We start from the raw sequence: 15583 nt of genomic DNA, 5'->3' as shown, positions 1-15583 counted from the left end.
ACTGGGTGGCGTGAGCCACTCTCGGGCGAAGCGCTGCTTTTCCGCAAGGAAAGGCATCGTGGAAGCCAATTCATCAGGAAGGACAGAACGTGCTGATTTCTCAGGTCAGGAAAGAAGACGGTTCGGTTATCGTCGCCGTGCGTGCCCCGGGCGAGACGGCGCGTGCCGTCAGGGGAGCGGAGAGCGTCTATGCTCTGGCGATGGAAGCGGCCAATAGCGGCCGGAGCCTCAGGGACGTCGTCGACGCCAAGGGCTTTGGCGAAACGATCGATCTCGAGGAAGCCTATTCCCAGGGGCGGCTGCTTTCGCCGATCACGCATCCCGATCCCGCCCACCTGCATCTGACGGGGACCGGGCTCACGCATCTTGGCTCCGCTGCAACGCGGGACGCGATGCACAAGAAGGCGACGGAAGCGACCGAGGAAACGCTGACCGACTCTATGAAGATGTTCCGCATGGGGCTCGAGGGCGGTAAGCCGAAGTCCGGTGAGAAAGGCGTGCAGCCGGAATGGTTCTACAAGGGCAACGGCACCACGGCTGTGGCCCCGGGCGAGCCGCTCGTGTCTCCGTCCTTCGCCGAGGAAGGCGGCGAGGAGCCCGAAATGGCCGGCATCTATGTGATCTCCGACAAGGGCGTCCCCTTCCGGCTCGGCTTTGCGGTTGCCAACGAGTTCTCAGATCACAAGACCGAGCGGGTCAATTATCTGTGGCTCGCACATTCGAAGCTCAGGCAGGCGAGCTTCGGGCCGGAAATCCGCATCGGCGCGGCTCCCGAGGATATTCGCGGGGCATCGCGCATCCTTCGGGGCGGCAAGGTGCTGTGGGAGAAGCCTTTCCTTTCCGGTGAGGCGAACATGTCGCACAGCTTCGCCAATCTCGAATATCACCATTTCAAATACGGACTCTTCCGCGCACCGGGAGACATCCACGTCCACATGTTCGGCACGGCGACGCTCTCTTTCGGTGACGGCATCCGCACGGAGGAGGGAGACGTATTCGAAATCGAAGCCAAGGAATTCGGCCTGCCCCTGCGCAATCCGCTGGCGATCGCGGCGGAGGAAGAGGTCGCTGTCCATCAGCTCTGACATATCTCCAATGGCACGCCCGAGGCCGTGAACCACCACGGCCGCTTGCGGCAAGAAGACAAGGAGGCTGAAGCCCATGACACTTCACCAGAACCTGATCGCCGGCGAATGGGTCGGCGGAGACGGCGTTGCGAACATTAATCCGTCGAACACCGATGATGTCGTCGGAGAATATGCACGCGCGAGCGCCGAAGACGCGAAAGCCGCGATCGCGGCGGCAAAGGCCGCCTTTCCCGCGTGGTCGCGCTCCGGCATTCTCGAGCGCCATGCGATCCTGAAGAAGACCGCCGACGAGATCCTGGCGCGCAAGGACGAGCTCGGACGCCTTCTCTCGCGCGAAGAGGGCAAGACGCTCGCCGAGGGTATCGGCGAGACGGTCCGCGCCGGCCAGATCTTCGAGTTCTTCGCCGGCGAGACCCTGCGTCTTGCGGGTGAGGTCGTCCCGTCGGTCCGGCCGGGGATCGGCGTCGAGATCACCCGCGAGCCGGCCGGCGTCGTCGGCATCATCACGCCTTGGAATTTCCCGATCGCCATTCCTGCCTGGAAGCTCGCCCCGGCGCTTTGCTACGGCAACACCATTGTCTTCAAGCCGGCCGAGCTGGTTCCGGGCTGTTCGTGGGCGATCGTCGACATCCTCCACCGGGCGGGTCTGCCGAAGGGCGTGTTGAACCTCGTCATGGGCAAGGGCTCGGTCGTCGGCCAGGCGATGCTCGACAGTCCGGACGTCCAGGCGATCACCTTCACCGGCTCGACCGCGACCGGAAAGCGGGTCGCCGTCGCCTCGGTCGAACATAACCGCAAGTACCAGCTGGAGATGGGCGGCAAGAACCCGTTCGTGGTGCTCGACGATGCCGATCTGTCCGTCGCCGTCGAAGCCGCGGTCAACTCAGCTTTCTTCTCGACCGGCCAGCGCTGCACCGCCTCGTCGCGGATCATCGTCACCGAGGGCATCCATGACCGGTTCGTCGCCGCCATGGGCGAGCGGATCAAGGGTCTCGTCGTCGACGACGCGCTGAAGCCCGGCACCCATATCGGTCCGGTGGTCGATCAGAGCCAGCTCAACCAGGACACCGACTATATCGCCATCGGCAAGCAGGAGGGCGCCAAGCTCGCCTTCGGCGGCGAGGTGATCTCGCGCGACACGCCCGGCTTCTATCTGCAGCCGGCGCTGTTCACCGAGGCGACCAACGAGATGCGCATCTCGCGCGAGGAAATCTTCGGGCCGGTCGCGGCCGTCATCCGCGTCAAGGATTACGACGAGGCGCTCGCCGTCGCCAACGACACACCGTTCGGCCTGTCTTCGGGCATCGCCACCACCAGCCTGAAGCATGCGACGCATTTCAAGCGCAATGCCGAGGCCGGCATGGTGATGGTCAACCTGCCGACGGCGGGCGTCGATTTCCACGTGCCGTTTGGCGGCCGCAAGGCTTCCTCTTACGGCCCTCGTGAGCAGGGCAAATACGCCGCAGAGTTCTACACCAACGTCAAGACAGCCTACACGCTTGCCTGAAGAAAACAGGGCGTAAAGCCGGCGTGTCCAGCCCGCGCAGGGCGCAAGGAAGGAAGAAATGAAGAAGAAAGCTGAGTGGCCGCGCAAGCTCCGTTCGCAGGAGTGGTTCGGCGGTACTGGCAAGAATGCCATCATGCATCGCTCCTGGATGAAGAACCAGGGGCTTCCCGCCGACACCTTCGACGGGCGGCCGATCATCGGCATCTGTAACACCTGGTCGGAACTCACGCCGTGCAATGCGCATCTGCGCGACCTCGCTGAGCGCGTGAAGCGCGGGGTTTACGAGGCGGGAGGCTTCCCGGTGGAATTCCCGGTCTTCTCGACCGGTGAGAGCACGCTACGCCCGACGGCGATGATGTTCCGCAACCTGGCGGCGATGGATGTCGAGGAATCGATCCGCGGCAATCCGGTCGATGGCGTCGTCCTGCTCGGCGGCTGCGACAAGACTACGCCCAGCCTGTTGATGGGTGCGGCAAGCGTCGACATTCCGGCGATCGTCGTCTCCGGCGGCCCCATGCTCAATGGAAAGTGGCGCGGCAAGGACGTCGGGTCCGGCACGGCGATCTGGCAGTTTTCCGAAATGGTGAAGTCCGGCGAGATGTCGCTTGAGGAGTTCATGGACGCCGAGCAGGGCATGGCCCGTTCCGCGGGAAGCTGTATGACCATGGGCACGGCCTCGACCATGGCGTCGATGGCCGAAGCGCTAGGCATGACGCTTTCGGGCAATGCGGCCATTCCCGCGGTCGATGCGCGCCGCCGGGTGATTTCGCAGCTTACCGGCCGTCGCATTGTCGAGATGGTCAAGGAGGACTTGAAGCCCTCCGATATCCTGATCAAGGAGGCCTTCGAAAACGCCATCCGCGTTAACGGCGCCGTCGGCGGCTCGACCAATGCGGTCCTGCATCTGCTCGCGCTTGCGGGCCGTGTCGGCGTCGATCTTTCGCTGGACGATTGGGACAGACTCGGCCGCGATGTGCCGACCATCGTCAACCTCCAGCCTTCCGGCAAATATCTGATGGAGGAGTTCTATTATGCCGGCGGTCTGCCGGTCGTGATTAAGGCGGTCGCGGAGATGGGCCTCCTGCACAATGACGCCATCACCGTCAGCGGCGACACGATCTGGAACGACGTCAAGGGCGTCGTGAACTACAACGAGGACGTAATCCTGCCGCGGGAAAAGGCGCTGACGAAATCGGGCGGCATCGCCGTCCTGCGCGGCAATCTGGCGCCGCGCGGTGCTGTTCTGAAACCTTCGGCCGCTTCGCCGCACCTTATGCAGCACAAGGGCCGTGCGGTCGTATTCGAAAGCATTGAGGACTATCACGCACGCATCAACCGTGAGGATCTCGACATAGACGAGACCTGCATCATGGTACTGAAATATTGCGGCCCCAAAGGCTATCCGGGCATGGCCGAGGTCGGCAATATGGGCCTGCCGCCGAAGGTCCTGAAGAAGGGCATCACCGACATGATCCGTATTTCGGATGCTCGCATGTCGGGTACGGCCTACGGCACCGTCATCCTTCATACCGCGCCGGAAGCCGCGGAAGGCGGACCCCTGGCGCTCGTCGAGAATGGCGACCTGATCGAGGTCGACATCCCGAATCGCACGCTGCATCTCCATGTCTCCGACGAGGAACTTGCACGACGCCGTGCGGCCTGGGTATCGCCGGTAAAACCGCCCACGGGCGGTTATGGCGGCCTCTATATCAAGACCGTGATGCAGGCTGACGCCGGCGCCGATCTGGACTTCCTAGTCGGCGCGCGCGGATCGGTGGTCGAGCGCGACAGCCACTGATGCCGTGAACCCGGGGAGCCGTCGGGTACGGAATCTCTCCGCGACGTCATCACCAGACGGGGCAGTCGCATACTGCCCCGCCTTGAAAAGTTGTATGCTCTACGCCAGTTCGTGAAACTTGTTCGCGTGTTGGGAATTTTCCTCAATCGGGCAATCGCATCCCCGTCGCAAGAGGAAGTGAACATGCGGAAGAAAGCCTTCGTTCTCTCTGTCGGTCTCATAACGAGTCTGACCTTTATTCCCAGTACCCCCGGCTTTGCACAAAGCGTCGGAGGCAATGGTGGCCTGAACGTCGGGGTGTCGCTCGGAGGTTCGAGGGGCGTCAATGCCAATGTCGGCGCATCGCTGGGCGGATCCAGAGGTGTCAGCGCCGATGTCGATGCGTCCGTCGGAGGATCGCGCGGGGTCAACACTTCGGCCACAGCATCCGTCGGCGGCAGCCGCGGCGTCAACGCCAATGCCAATGCAAGTGCGGGCGGCAGCCGCGGCCTCAATAGCACTGTCAGCGCAAATGTCGGCGGCGGCAACGGCATCGACGCCGATGCGGACGTCTCGCTCGGCGGCAGCCGCGGTCTCAACGCCAATGTGAGTGCGAATGCCGGCGGCGGAAGCGGAGTCGGACTGGACGTTGGCCTCGGGATTGGCGGTGGCAGCTCGGGCGGCGGCGGAGGTGGACCTGACAACGGCGGCGGCGGTGGCGGACCGGGTGCCGGTGGCGGCGCGGGCGGAATAGGCAACCCCGGCCAAACTCCAATCGCAGCTTTCAACGCCATGTCCCCCAACGAGCGGCGCACGGTGCTGAAGCGCTGCCGCGATGTCGTCAATGGCGGCTATGACCGGGGATTGGTCGCACTCTGCCGTATCCTGCAGTCCAATGCATCGCGCTGAGTGGAGCGGAAGACTTACCTGGATCATTTCACGGTTTCATTGAAACGGTGAAATGATCCAACCCCTCTTCGATAACACCGCGGGCCAGTTCCGCTTCAATTCTGAGCTTGGCTCTGCCCTTGTTGCTCGACCGTCACGGCCACCTTCAGAGTCTCGGTGCCTGTGCCGTGCACCAGTCCCGACACCGGCGCGGCATCGCGGTAGCATAGCCCCGAGGCGATGCGGACATAGCGGTCGTCCGGGCAGACCTTGTTGGCGGGATCGAATCCCACCCAGCCAAGGCCGGTAATGTGCACGTCGGCCCAGGCGTGGCTTGCGGTCTGCTGCGGATGGTCCTCCATCATGAGGTAGCCAGAGACGTAGCGTGCGGGCAGGCCAAGGGTCCGCGCGGCAGAGATCAGGATATGGGCATGATCCTGACATACGCCCTTGCCGCGCTCCAGTGCCTCCTCGGCGGAGGTCCCGACCTGGGTCTCACCCTGTTCGTAGCGTACGGTCTCGTGAATGATCGTCATCAGCGCGTGCATGCGCTCGAGTTCGGTGGCGCCTCCGGCGGCTTTCGCGAGCTCGCGGATCCGCTTGCCCGGCTTGGTGAGCGGGGTTTCACGGGCGTAGAGCCACAGCGGCACATAGGACTGGTGAGCGCCGAATACGCCGGCCCGGTCTTCCGTTTCGACTTCGCCTTTCGCCTCTATGCAAAGGGTCGTCCGATCGGCGTCGACGCTGACGAGATGCGTGCGGTTGCCGAACTGGTCGTCATAGCTCACTTCTATGGCGGCGCCGTCCACGAGCGTCTTCCAGTTCCGGACGGTCTGGCCCGGCAGATTTACCGGCGTGAGGCGCAGGCGCTGCAATGCGTATTGTACCGGTTCGTCGTAATGATACTCGGTCGTGTGGCTGATTTTCAGATACATCTACGCCCCCTGAAGCTCATTGATAGAACCGGTAACCATCGGAGATTTCCCGGCCGAGGCGATTGTTCTGGTTGATGAACTCCTTGAGATATTGGTGTAGCCCCTGATCCATAATTTCCGCGATCGACTGGCTGCGCAGCAAGCCGAGCGTCTGCTCGGCGGTCTCGTGGGCCGCGTGCCGCTCGCCGTATTCGCGCGCGAGATAACCGAGATTGGAGACGAGCTTGTCGTAGCAATAGGCCAGCGAGCGCGGCATGCGGCCGTTTGCGATCAGGAAGTCGGCGATATTTGCGGGCCTGAGTTCGGCATCGTAGACCCAGCCATAGGAGCGGTGTGCGGAGACCGAGCGCAGGATCGACTCCCATTGGACGTTGTCCATGGACGATCCGACCGCGGAGACTGCCGGCAGAAGCACGTAATATTTGACGTCGAGGATGCGGGCGGTGTTGTCGGCTCTCTCGATGAAGGTGCCGATGCGAGAGAAGTTGAATATCTCGTTCCTGAGCATCGTGCCGTGGAAGGCGCCCCGGATAAGCCCGGCCCGCCGCTTAATCGTGTCGATGATCTCCGGCATGTCGGTCGTCTTCGCCCTCCTGGCGAGGCTTCCCTTCATTTCGATCCAGCATTCGTTGATCGCTTCCCATGTCTCGCGCGTGAGCGCCGTGCGGACCATGCGGGCGTTGTTGCGGCCGGCCTCGATGCACGACATCACGCTTGACGGGTTGGTGCGGTCACGCAGAAGGAAGTCGATCGCGTCGCCGCTCGTCAATCCTTCATGGACCTGATCATAGAGTTCGCGCACGTCCGCGCTTTGCAGCACCCCGTCCCAGTCGTCCTCGGCCGCTTCGCTGCGCGTGAGCGACATGCGCAATCCGGCATCGATGAGGCGGGCGCTGTTCTCCGCGCGCTCGATATAGCGGAACATCCAGTAGAGGCCGTTTGCAGTTCTTCCCAGCATGGCCTCAGTCCTCCAGCACCCAGGTATCCTTGGTCCCGCCGCCCTGGCTGGAATTCACCACCAGGGAGCCTTCTTTCAGGGCCACGCGGGTCAGGCCGCCCGGAATGATCTGAACCTTGTCGGAGACGAGCACATAGGGACGCAGATCGACGTGGCGCGGCGCAATGCCCTTGTTGACCATGATGGGCACCGTCGAGAGCGACAATGTCGGCTGGGCAATGTAGTTGCCGGGACGGGATTTGAGCTTCTCGGCGAAGGCTGCACATTCCTTTTTTGTCGCGGTCGGGCCGACGAGCATGCCGTAGCCGCCGGAGCCGTGAACCTCCTTGACGACGAGCTCGGCGAGATGTTCGAGCACGTATTTGAGACTCTCTGGTTCCGAGCAGCGCCAGGTGGGCACGTTCTCGAGGAGGGGTTTGCGGCCGGTATAGAATTCGACAATTTCCGGCATGTAGGAATAGATCGCCTTGTCGTCGGAAATGCCGGTGCCGGGGGCATTGGCGATGGTGATATTGCCGGCGCGATAGACATCCATGATCCCCGGTATCCCGAGGGCGGAATCCGGGCGGAAGGTGAGGGGGTCTAGGAAATCGTCGTCGACGCGCCGGTAAAGCACGTCTATCGCCTCGTACCCGCGTGTCGTGCGCATCTTTACCCTGCCGTCGATGACGCGCAGGTCCGAGCCCTCCACCAGTTCGACGCCCATCATATCCGCCAGGAATGCGTGCTCGTAGAAAGCCGAGTTGTAGATCCCGGGCGTGAGGACGGCAACGCGCGGCCTGCCCTCGCAGCCGGCCGGAGCGAGCGAGGAAAGGCTCTGGCGAAGCAGATTGGGATAGTTCTCTACCGGCCGCACGCGGTTCTGGTGGAACAGCTCCGGAAACATCTGCATCATCGTTTCCCGGTTTTCCAGCATGTAGCTGACGCCGGACGGCGTGCGGGCATTGTCCTCCAGCACATAGTACTGGTCTTCGCCAGTGCGTACGATGTCGGTACCTGCGATGTGGGTGTAGACGCCGCCCGGCGGCCGGAAGCCGATCATCTGCGGCAGGAAGGTGTCGTTCTTCTCGACCAGTTCGCGCGGGATGCGCCCGGCGCGGATGATTTCCTGCTTGTGGTAGATGTCGTCGAGAAAGGCGTTGAGCGCGATGACGCGCTGTTCGATGCCTTGGGCGAGCCGGCGCCATTCGCGCCCGGAGATGATGCGGGGTATGAGATCGAAGGGGATCAGTTTTTCGGAGGAATCCGCGTGTCCGTAGACTGCGAAGGTGATGCCCGTCTTACGAAAAATCTTTTCGGCTTCCTTCGATTTCGCGATGAGCCGGTTTCTGTCCTGACTGGCATACCATTGATGATAAGTCGAATATGGCTGGCGCGGGCTGCTGTCCGCATTGATCATTTCGTCAAATGCCAAAGGCTGGTCCCCTTATTTTCGACCATTTGAATACAACGCAGAGTGCAATGCAAGAAGCGTGCACATTTGCCGTCGAAGAAATTTGGCGGGTGGCGGCGCGGCCGGATGCGGCCGTATTCGGCGTTCCGGGTGAGAACCGGGGCCGCGGCACGCGCAGCCTGGGCTTCCGCTGCGCAGAAAAAACGGGCTGATGCCCGGATTTTAGGCCCTTAGGATTCGAGGAGACGCGTTCAGCAGGTTGTGGAGCGGCGGTTCCTATTCGCTGATGCTATCCATCAGAAAAATTCCTTTGACGGGGCGCTATCGCCGCTCTATCGCGGCAGCGGCGATCCTGCGCGGATCGTCGTGAATCCATTCGCTCAGGAAAGATTTCATGCTCGCCCGCCTGGCCCCGGCCATCTTCGTGCTGCTCTGGTCGACAGGCTGGGTCGTTGCAAAATATGCGGCCATCTTCGCCGATCCGCTGACCTTCCTGGCGCTGCGCTACAGCTTCGCCATTCTGCTCTTCATCGGCTTCTGTCTCCTGAGCGGTGCGCGGTGGCCGCGCTCCGCCACGGCGATCGGCCATGCCGTCGTGTCCGGCATCTTCCTCCACGGCCTCTATCTCGGTGCCGTATGGTGGGCGATCGGGCAAGGTGTGCCCGCGGCGATCTCCGGCATCATTGCCGGCTTGCAGCCCCTGATGACGGCTGCGGTCGCGCCTTGGCTGATCGGCGAGAAGCTGGCGGGTCAGCAGAAGTTGGGTCTTATCCTCGGCTTTTGCGGCATCGCGCTTGCGGTTGCGCCGAAAATGCTGGCGATCGACGCGGCCGCAACGCCGATCCACCTGCTGCCGCTGGCCGTCAACGTTCTCGGCATGGCCGCCGTCACCTACGGGACGCTCTATCAGAAACGTTATTTGCAGACTGGCGACATCCGGTCGATTGCAGCGCTGCAATATGTGGGAGCGCTCCTCGTCACCATCCCCCTGGCGCTCATGCTCGAGGACCTGCGGGTCACCTGGAATATCGAACTTGTCGCGGCGCTCGCCTGGTCGGTCCTGGGCCTCTCGATGGGAGCGATCGCGCTCCTGCTCTATCTCATTCGCCGCGGGCAGGTATCGCGCGCGGCATCGCTCATCTATCTGGTGCCGCCGCTTGCCGCCGGCGAGGCGGCGCTGTTCTTCGGAGAAGCGCTGACCTGGCCGATGATCATCGGCACCGTAATTGCCGTGACAGGGGTCTATCTCACCAACCGAAAGGCCGCGGGGGGGACAGCGGCGAGCGAGCCTGCAAAGGAAATGCCGGCGGTTTGACGAGCTCTATGGCGAGGTGCACTCGCAGAATTGAACGCGCACCGTCCGGTGTCGTCGGTCGCAACTTTCCGTGACCGGCTTCCATTGGACGCCGACCTGTGCCAGCTTACGCGCATGTTCGTCGTCGTCGCGCTCCGGCGCTTCCTGTGTCTGCTCGTCTTGCTCGCGGTCGTGATCGGCCCCGTGAGTGTCGGCGCGGCCACGAGCGCGATGGCCTCGTCGGACATGCAAATGGCGGCCATGGCAAGCACGGATGTCTCCGAGGACATGTCCTGCTGCCCGCGGCAACCGCCCCTAAAGAACGACTGCGGAAGCGCATGCCCCCTAGGGCTGGTCTGCGCCGGCAGCATCCTTGCACACGCGGACCGGGCGGAAGGCTGGAGCGTCTACCGCGAGGCGCGCGACGCGTCGCACGCCCTCCTGCAGGACAGCGAACTTTCGTCGGCCACCATCGACCCCCCGGCGCGGCCTCCCAAAGCCTGAATCTCACTCTTCGAATCGACGGAACTGCTCCGCCCGACAGAGGTGGGGCGTCCGACCATCGACGTTTTCCAAGGACGCGGCCGACAGGCCCGTCGGGTGAGAGTTCACATGACTGCGATCCGTCTTATGCCGAGAGCAGGCCTCGCCTGCCTTGCCCTGGCGCTTTTCTTCACGAACGCCTACGCCGCCGCTACGGACTACCGGTTCGAGCTCGTCGAGCCCGAGATTGCCGAGGGACCGGAAGCGATCGTCGCCGTCCGTCTCATCGACGAGAGGACGAAAGTGCCGGTTTCCGGCGCGATCATTTTTGCGACCCGGCTCGACATGGCGCCGGAAGGTATGGAGGCGATGACGACCGCCGTCGAAGCGATGCCTTCGACAGAGCCCGGAGTTTACCGGTTCAGGACCGATCTCGGCATGGAAGATGGCTGGCGCTTCAAACTGGCGGCCAAGCTCCAAAGGGAGGCCGAAACCGTTCGGGGTGAACTCCTTCTGAAGGCGATCCCGTGAAGACGCTCAAATTCCTGGTTCTGGTCGGCTCCCTCGTCCTGGCAGGCGGAGGAGGCTACGTAGCCGACAGGCGGCCTTACCCAACAGTTCTTCCTTGGGCAACTGCACGAGAACCCACGCCGCCTGCGGCAAAGCCGGCGGGCAAGATCATCTACTACCGGCACCCGGACGGGGTGCCGGAATGTTCGGCGGCGCCGAAGCAAACGGCAGACGGGCGCCCGTTCGTCGCGGTCAGGCAAAGCGAGGATGTCTCTTTCGAACCGCTGGAGGCGGTTGCGGAGGGTCCGGCGCCGGCAGCGAGCGAAAAATCCTCGATCTATCTGGATCAGCTATTGCGGGAGCGGCGCGCGGCTTGCGCGGCCGAGGGGCGTTCCCTGACGCATTCCGATCTGCAGGAGGCCATCATGGTGGGGGCGGTCGAGCGGGTCCGGCCGAAGATGATGACCGTCGTCGCCATCATGGCGGGGCTTGTGCCGATCCTTTGGAGCACCGGGTCCGGGTCGGAGGTCATGCAACGGATCGCCGTCCCGATGATCGGCGGAATGGTATCCTCGACGATCCTCACCCTGGTGGTCATTCCGGCCGTTTACGGCTTGGTGAAGGGCTGGCGGCTGTCCTCGTCGAGTGCACCGAAGAAAGTCAGTCAATTCAATGCCGCACAACCAATGTTCAAAGGAGAGCAACCATGAGAAGAAGAGAGTTTCTGTTTTCCGCGGCCGCGGCCGCGTCGGCTTGGACGATCGGGCCTGCCTTTGCGGCCGGCCGGGAAATGGTCGTCTACAAGGACCCAAATTGCGGTTGCTGCCATGCATGGGCCGAGGCGATGAAGGGAGCCGGCTTTGCGGTAGGCATAAAGGACGTCGACGATCTGTCTGCGGTAAAGCAGCGCTATGCGATACCGGATGAGATGCAAGGCTGCCATACGGCTGTCGTCGGCGGCTATTACGTGGAAGGCCATGTACCGCTGGATGCCGTGGAAAGGCTCCTCGCCGAGCGCCCGGACATTGCCGGCATCGCGGTCCCGGGCATGCCCGTCGGATCGTTGGGCATGGGGGACGACCCTCGCGCATCCTATGACGTGTTCGCGGTGAAGAGAGACGGCACCAGCGCGATCTATCAGTCCGTCAGACCCAAAGGCTAACTGGCGCAGGTGACGCAGGGCAGTGTCGAAACGGCGGGCATCTACCCGCCGTTCCACGACGTCATTGCGCCTAAGGGCGTTCAGCGCATGAAACACCAAACGCTCTAAGTCTTTGACGCTGCGCACTTATCCTCGAAGTGCTCTAGAGCGGGATGAGGAAAAGTGTGTGCGGTTTTCCGCCCGCATCCCGCGTCTCAACTTCTTGGAACCGATCACGTTCATGTTTTTAGGTCGACCCGACCTAAAAGCATCGTGATCTAGCGCTGATGGCCGCGACCGTCGGCACGCTGCGGTCGATTGCCGCCGCCGTTGCGTTCGCCTGACTGTTCGCTCCCACGGCGGCCGGCCTGCTGCGGTCCGGGCCGCCCATGGTGCTTCTGCGCCTTGTGATTGCGGTGGCCTTCCGGCCGTCCGTCCGCCGGTCCATGCCCGGCAGCACGCTGGTCGCGGCGCTCGTGCGAGCGCTCGTCGCGCAGCAGTTCATCGCCGGCGAATCCGCCGGCTGCCGCCTGGCGCTGCGGCCGATCGCGGCGGGGTCCGCCCTGGCGCTGCCCTGCGCCATTGCCGCGAGACTGGCCGTTACCACGAGGCTGTCCGTTGCCGCGACCGCCACGTCCCTTGGAGGGGCGCGCCTGGTCGGCGGGCGCTTCGCCGCTGGCGACGGCGATCTGGATGCCCATCAGCTTTTCGATGTCCCGCAGCAGGCGGATTTCGTCCGGCGCACAGAATGCGATCGCGATGCCGTCGCGGCCGTTACGGGCCGTGCGGCCGATACGGTGCACATAGGCGTCGGGCACTTCCGGCAGGTCGTAGTTGTAGACGTGGGTGACGCCTGGAATGTCGATCCCGCGAGCGGCCACATCCGTCGCCACGAGCACGCGGATCTCACCGTCGCGGAATGCCTTCAGCGCGCGCTCCCGCTGGCCCTGGCTCTTGTTGCCATGGATCGAGGCGGCCTTGAAGCCGACATGGTCGAGATGCTTCATCAGCTTCTCGGCGCCATGCTTGGTGCGGCTGAAAATCAGCGACAGCCCATCGGGATTGGCAGTCAGCGTCTGCTTCAGGATCGTCGTCTTCAGGTCCTTGCCGGGGACGAAATGCACATATTGTTCGACCTTGTCGGCGGCCTTACCCGGAGGCGAGACTTCGACCTTGACCGGATCGGTCAGATATTCGCCGGCAAGCTCGGCAATCAGCTTCGGCATGGTTGCGGAGAAGAGCAGCGTCTGACGATTCTTCGGCACCAGCTTGGAAATCTTGCGCAGGTCGTGGATGAAGCCGAGATCGAGCATCTGGTCAGCCTCGTCGAGAACGAGGTAGCGAGCCTGTGTCAGCGTCACCGCCTTGCGAGAAACAAGGTCGAGCAGGCGGCCGGGGGTCGCGACGAGAATGTCGACGCCACGGGCGAGCTGTTCGGTCTGCTTGTTGATCGAAACGCCACCGACGACGAGGCCGATCTTGAGCGGGCTCTTCTTTACGAAAAGCTTCAGGTTGGCCGCGATCTGGTTCACCAGTTCACGGGTAGGTGCGAGCACGAGAGCGCGAATGTTGCGCGGATCGGGACGTCTGCCATCGGCTACGAGCTTTTCGATCATCGGCAGGCCGAACGCAGCGGTCTTGCCGGTGCCCGTCTGCGCAAGACCGATGAGGTCATGGTCTTTCAGGACCAGCGGAATGGCTTGAGCCTGGATGGGCGTCGGCTTTTCGAAACCATTGGCGGAGAGTGTCGCCACGATGTGCTCGGAGAGGCCAAGCTCTTTGAAAGTGGACAATGCATATACCTTTCGGGGCGCCAAACGCTCTCGCCGGAACGGCAGGATGCGGTTCCGGTGTCATCTGGCGTCAAGAACCCCGCGTGAATTGGGAACTTGTGGGTTAATAGAAAATCGTCAGGCGCCTGTGCTGCCGCGGAGGGCGGCGATGTTTCGCGCTTTTCCTTCTTCACGGCTTCGAAGTGATGCCGAGGGCGCGCTCACGCGGCGGCCGGAAGGTGACGCAGGCCTTAGATCGTTGTTTTGCGCCGGAAAGTCAAGCCGCATCTTTTCGCAGCTGCGAAGGCAGCGCCGTCTATCACGCCGGCAGGCGCAAAACATCGTCCCCGCCAAAGGGCATGACCACGCGCCGAGTTCCGCGGCGATAGCCGGCAAAGAAGCAGCGCGTCATGTATGTTCCCCTTGCAGAAGAAGGGCCTGAGCGTACAATCTGGCCGCTTGGCCTCGCCGATTGCCGGCTGCTGACGGGCTCGTGATGCGAGCAGGCCACGGCGACACGGAATGCGCAGATATTCGGCGGCAAGGAACCTGACGCGGCCTCAGCCGTTCTGTCCGTGAGCCTCGCCAACCTATCTGCCATCGACACGGGGAGACAATAGTGCGGAACCGAATCTGGATACTGACAGCCGATGGAAACACGGCGCGCATCGTGAAGGACGTCAACCTGCTGAAGGATGGCAGGCAGCAGCCGGAGGAGGAGACATTCCAAATCGAGACCAAGCGTCGTCAGGACATCATGGCCGACAGGCCCGGACGCAGCCATTCGTCGGTCGGTCACGGCCGCTCGGCGATGGAGTATAGCAGCGACCCCGTACGGGAGGAGCAGCATCGCTTCGCCATGGAGATCGCCGGGAAGCTCGACCACTATGCCCACGACCATGCCTTCGAGAACCTCGTGATCTGCGCGGCGCCCAGGACGCTCGGCGACCTGAGGAAGCTGCTCTCGCACCAGGTCAAGGAAAAGACACTTGCCGAAATCGACCGCAATTGCGTCGCCGTCCCCACCGATCAGTTGATCGCGACGGTCAAGTCCGTGGTCTTTCCGGGATAAGCCCACCCGGATCCGGGAAATCAGGATTTGTCGCCGCGCAGCATCTCACGCTTGCCGGCAAAGCCGGGGCGGCGCTCGACGGTGAAGCCCGCGGCCGCCAGGTTGCGGCGGACGAAGCCGGCTGCCGCATAGGTCGCGAAGCTGCCGCCTGAGACGGTCCTGTCGAACACCAGCCGCATCAGTTCTTCCGACCACATGTCGGGATTGCGCGAGGGGGCGAAACCGTCGAGATACCAGGCGTCGAAGTCCGGACGGGACGCTGAAACGCCGTCGAGCGCCGCGCCGATCACGACGGTGAGCCGTACCTGCCCGGTAAAGGCGATGTCTACCTGGCCGGCCGGGTTCGTGGGCCAATTGGCAACGAGCGCCTGCCGCTCCTCGTCGATTTCCGGCCAATGCGCCAGCGCCCGGTCGATCTCGCCGGCTTGCATGGGAAAGCGCTCGAAGGAAACGAAATGGAGGCTCCCCGCCGCCGGCGACTGTTTCCATTGGCGCCAGGTTTCGCAGAAATTGAGCCCCGTGCCGAAGCCGAGTTCGCCGATCGTGAATGTGCCGCCCGCTTCCCAGCGTTCCGGCAGCCGGTTGCCGGCAAGAAAGACGTGGCCGCATTCGAGCCGTCCGTCGGTGCGGCAATAAAAGTGATCGCCAAATTCCTTCGAATAGGGCATATCGCCCTCGTGCCATTCGAGGTTTTGCCGCGAGGATGAAGGGCTCTGGCCGGGATCGGTTCCTGTCATGGTGAACCCGATAATTCTCCGGCCCGGG

14 protein-coding genes and 1 pseudogene are annotated in these 15583 nt (G+C 63.1%); 10 read left to right on the top strand and 5 right to left on the bottom strand.

Features of this window, described 5'->3' with window-relative positions:
- Window positions 1-89 precede the first annotated feature (89 nt).
- The 4 genes from araD1 (at window position 90) to M1D43_RS22940 (ending at window position 5281) form a co-directional block, all read left to right on the top strand.
- Window positions 90-1085: an AraD1 family protein gene (gene araD1 / locus M1D43_RS22955; RefSeq protein WP_122103552.1), complete on the top strand. Its 996-nt coding sequence runs from the start codon at window positions 90-92 to the stop codon at window positions 1083-1085.
- Between the two features lie 76 nt (window positions 1086-1161).
- A complete protein-coding gene (locus M1D43_RS22950; protein ID WP_010976014.1) occupies window positions 1162-2595 on the top strand; it encodes an aldehyde dehydrogenase family protein in 1434 nt (477 codons plus the stop codon).
- 58 nt (window positions 2596-2653) lie between these two features.
- Complete coding sequence (gene araD / locus M1D43_RS22945) at window positions 2654-4393, top strand: L-arabinonate dehydratase (protein WP_127603394.1); 1740 nt, start codon at window positions 2654-2656, stop codon at window positions 4391-4393.
- A gap of 183 nt (window positions 4394-4576) precedes the next feature.
- Window positions 4577-5281 carry a hypothetical protein gene (locus tag M1D43_RS22940; RefSeq protein ID WP_027989621.1) on the top strand — a complete coding sequence of 235 codons (705 nt, stop codon included), beginning with the start codon at window positions 4577-4579 and terminating at the stop codon, window positions 5279-5281.
- A gap of 95 nt (window positions 5282-5376) precedes the next feature.
- Here the strand turns inward: M1D43_RS22940 and M1D43_RS22935 are convergent, their stop codons facing one another.
- The 3 genes from M1D43_RS22935 to M1D43_RS22925 are packed head-to-tail and all read right to left on the bottom strand — an operon-like array spanning window position 5377 to window position 8552.
- A complete protein-coding gene (locus M1D43_RS22935; RefSeq protein ID WP_017266686.1) occupies window positions 5377-6195 on the bottom strand; it encodes a transglutaminase family protein in 819 nt (272 codons plus the stop codon).
- Between the two features lie 16 nt (window positions 6196-6211).
- Window positions 6212-7153 (bottom strand): alpha-E domain-containing protein, encoded by a 942-nt coding sequence (locus M1D43_RS22930; protein WP_013850493.1) that lies wholly within the window; start codon window positions 7151-7153, stop codon window positions 6212-6214.
- Window positions 7154-7157: 4 nt separating this feature from the next.
- The gene (locus tag M1D43_RS22925) at window positions 7158-8552 is read right to left on the bottom strand and encodes a circularly permuted type 2 ATP-grasp protein (RefSeq protein WP_164828657.1); all 1395 of its coding nucleotides are present in this window, start codon (window positions 8550-8552) and stop codon (window positions 7158-7160) included.
- A 388-nt stretch (window positions 8553-8940) separates the two neighbouring features.
- On the opposite strand from M1D43_RS22925, the gene M1D43_RS22920 reads away from it, so the two are divergent.
- The 5 genes and pseudogenes from M1D43_RS22920 (at window position 8941) to M1D43_RS22900 (ending at window position 11995) form a co-directional block, all read left to right on the top strand.
- Complete coding sequence (locus M1D43_RS22920; protein WP_014527049.1) at window positions 8941-9861, top strand: DMT family transporter; 921 nt, start codon at window positions 8941-8943, stop codon at window positions 9859-9861.
- Between the two features lie 30 nt (window positions 9862-9891).
- Window positions 9892-10344, top strand: a complete 453-nt coding sequence (locus M1D43_RS22915) for a hypothetical protein (RefSeq protein WP_014527050.1) — start codon at window positions 9892-9894, stop codon at window positions 10342-10344.
- A 108-nt stretch (window positions 10345-10452) separates the two neighbouring features.
- Window positions 10453-10854, top strand: a complete 402-nt coding sequence (locus M1D43_RS22910; protein WP_017269512.1) for a FixH family protein — start codon at window positions 10453-10455, stop codon at window positions 10852-10854.
- A gap of 314 nt (window positions 10855-11168) precedes the next feature.
- Window positions 11169-11543 (top strand): annotated as a pseudogene (locus M1D43_RS22905) (efflux RND transporter permease subunit); the annotation flags it as partial.
- A complete protein-coding gene (locus tag M1D43_RS22900) occupies window positions 11540-11995 on the top strand; it encodes a DUF411 domain-containing protein (protein ID WP_013850498.1) in 456 nt (151 codons plus the stop codon). The pseudogene M1D43_RS22905 and the gene M1D43_RS22900, both read left to right, overlap by 4 nt.
- A 257-nt stretch (window positions 11996-12252) precedes the next feature.
- Here M1D43_RS22900 and M1D43_RS22895 read toward each other — a convergent pair whose 3' ends face one another.
- A complete protein-coding gene (locus tag M1D43_RS22895) occupies window positions 12253-13767 on the bottom strand; it encodes a DEAD/DEAH box helicase (RefSeq protein WP_017271947.1) in 1515 nt (504 codons plus the stop codon).
- Between the two features lie 598 nt (window positions 13768-14365).
- Between M1D43_RS22895 and M1D43_RS22890 the strand changes: the two genes are divergently transcribed.
- Complete coding sequence (locus tag M1D43_RS22890) at window positions 14366-14818, top strand: host attachment protein (protein ID WP_003535926.1); 453 nt, start codon at window positions 14366-14368, stop codon at window positions 14816-14818.
- A gap of 20 nt (window positions 14819-14838) precedes the next feature.
- On the opposite strand, the gene mnmC2 is transcribed toward M1D43_RS22890, so the two are convergent.
- Complete coding sequence (mnmC2, locus tag M1D43_RS22885) at window positions 14839-15555, bottom strand: tRNA (5-methylaminomethyl-2-thiouridine)(34)-methyltransferase MnmC2 (protein ID WP_088201334.1); 717 nt, start codon at window positions 15553-15555, stop codon at window positions 14839-14841.
- Window positions 15556-15583 lie beyond the last annotated feature (28 nt).

The sequence above is a fragment of the Ensifer sp. R1-3 genome, assembly GCF_056739175.1.
Note: the sequence above shows the minus strand (reverse complement) of the source record. Positions and strands in the feature narration are given on the sequence as shown.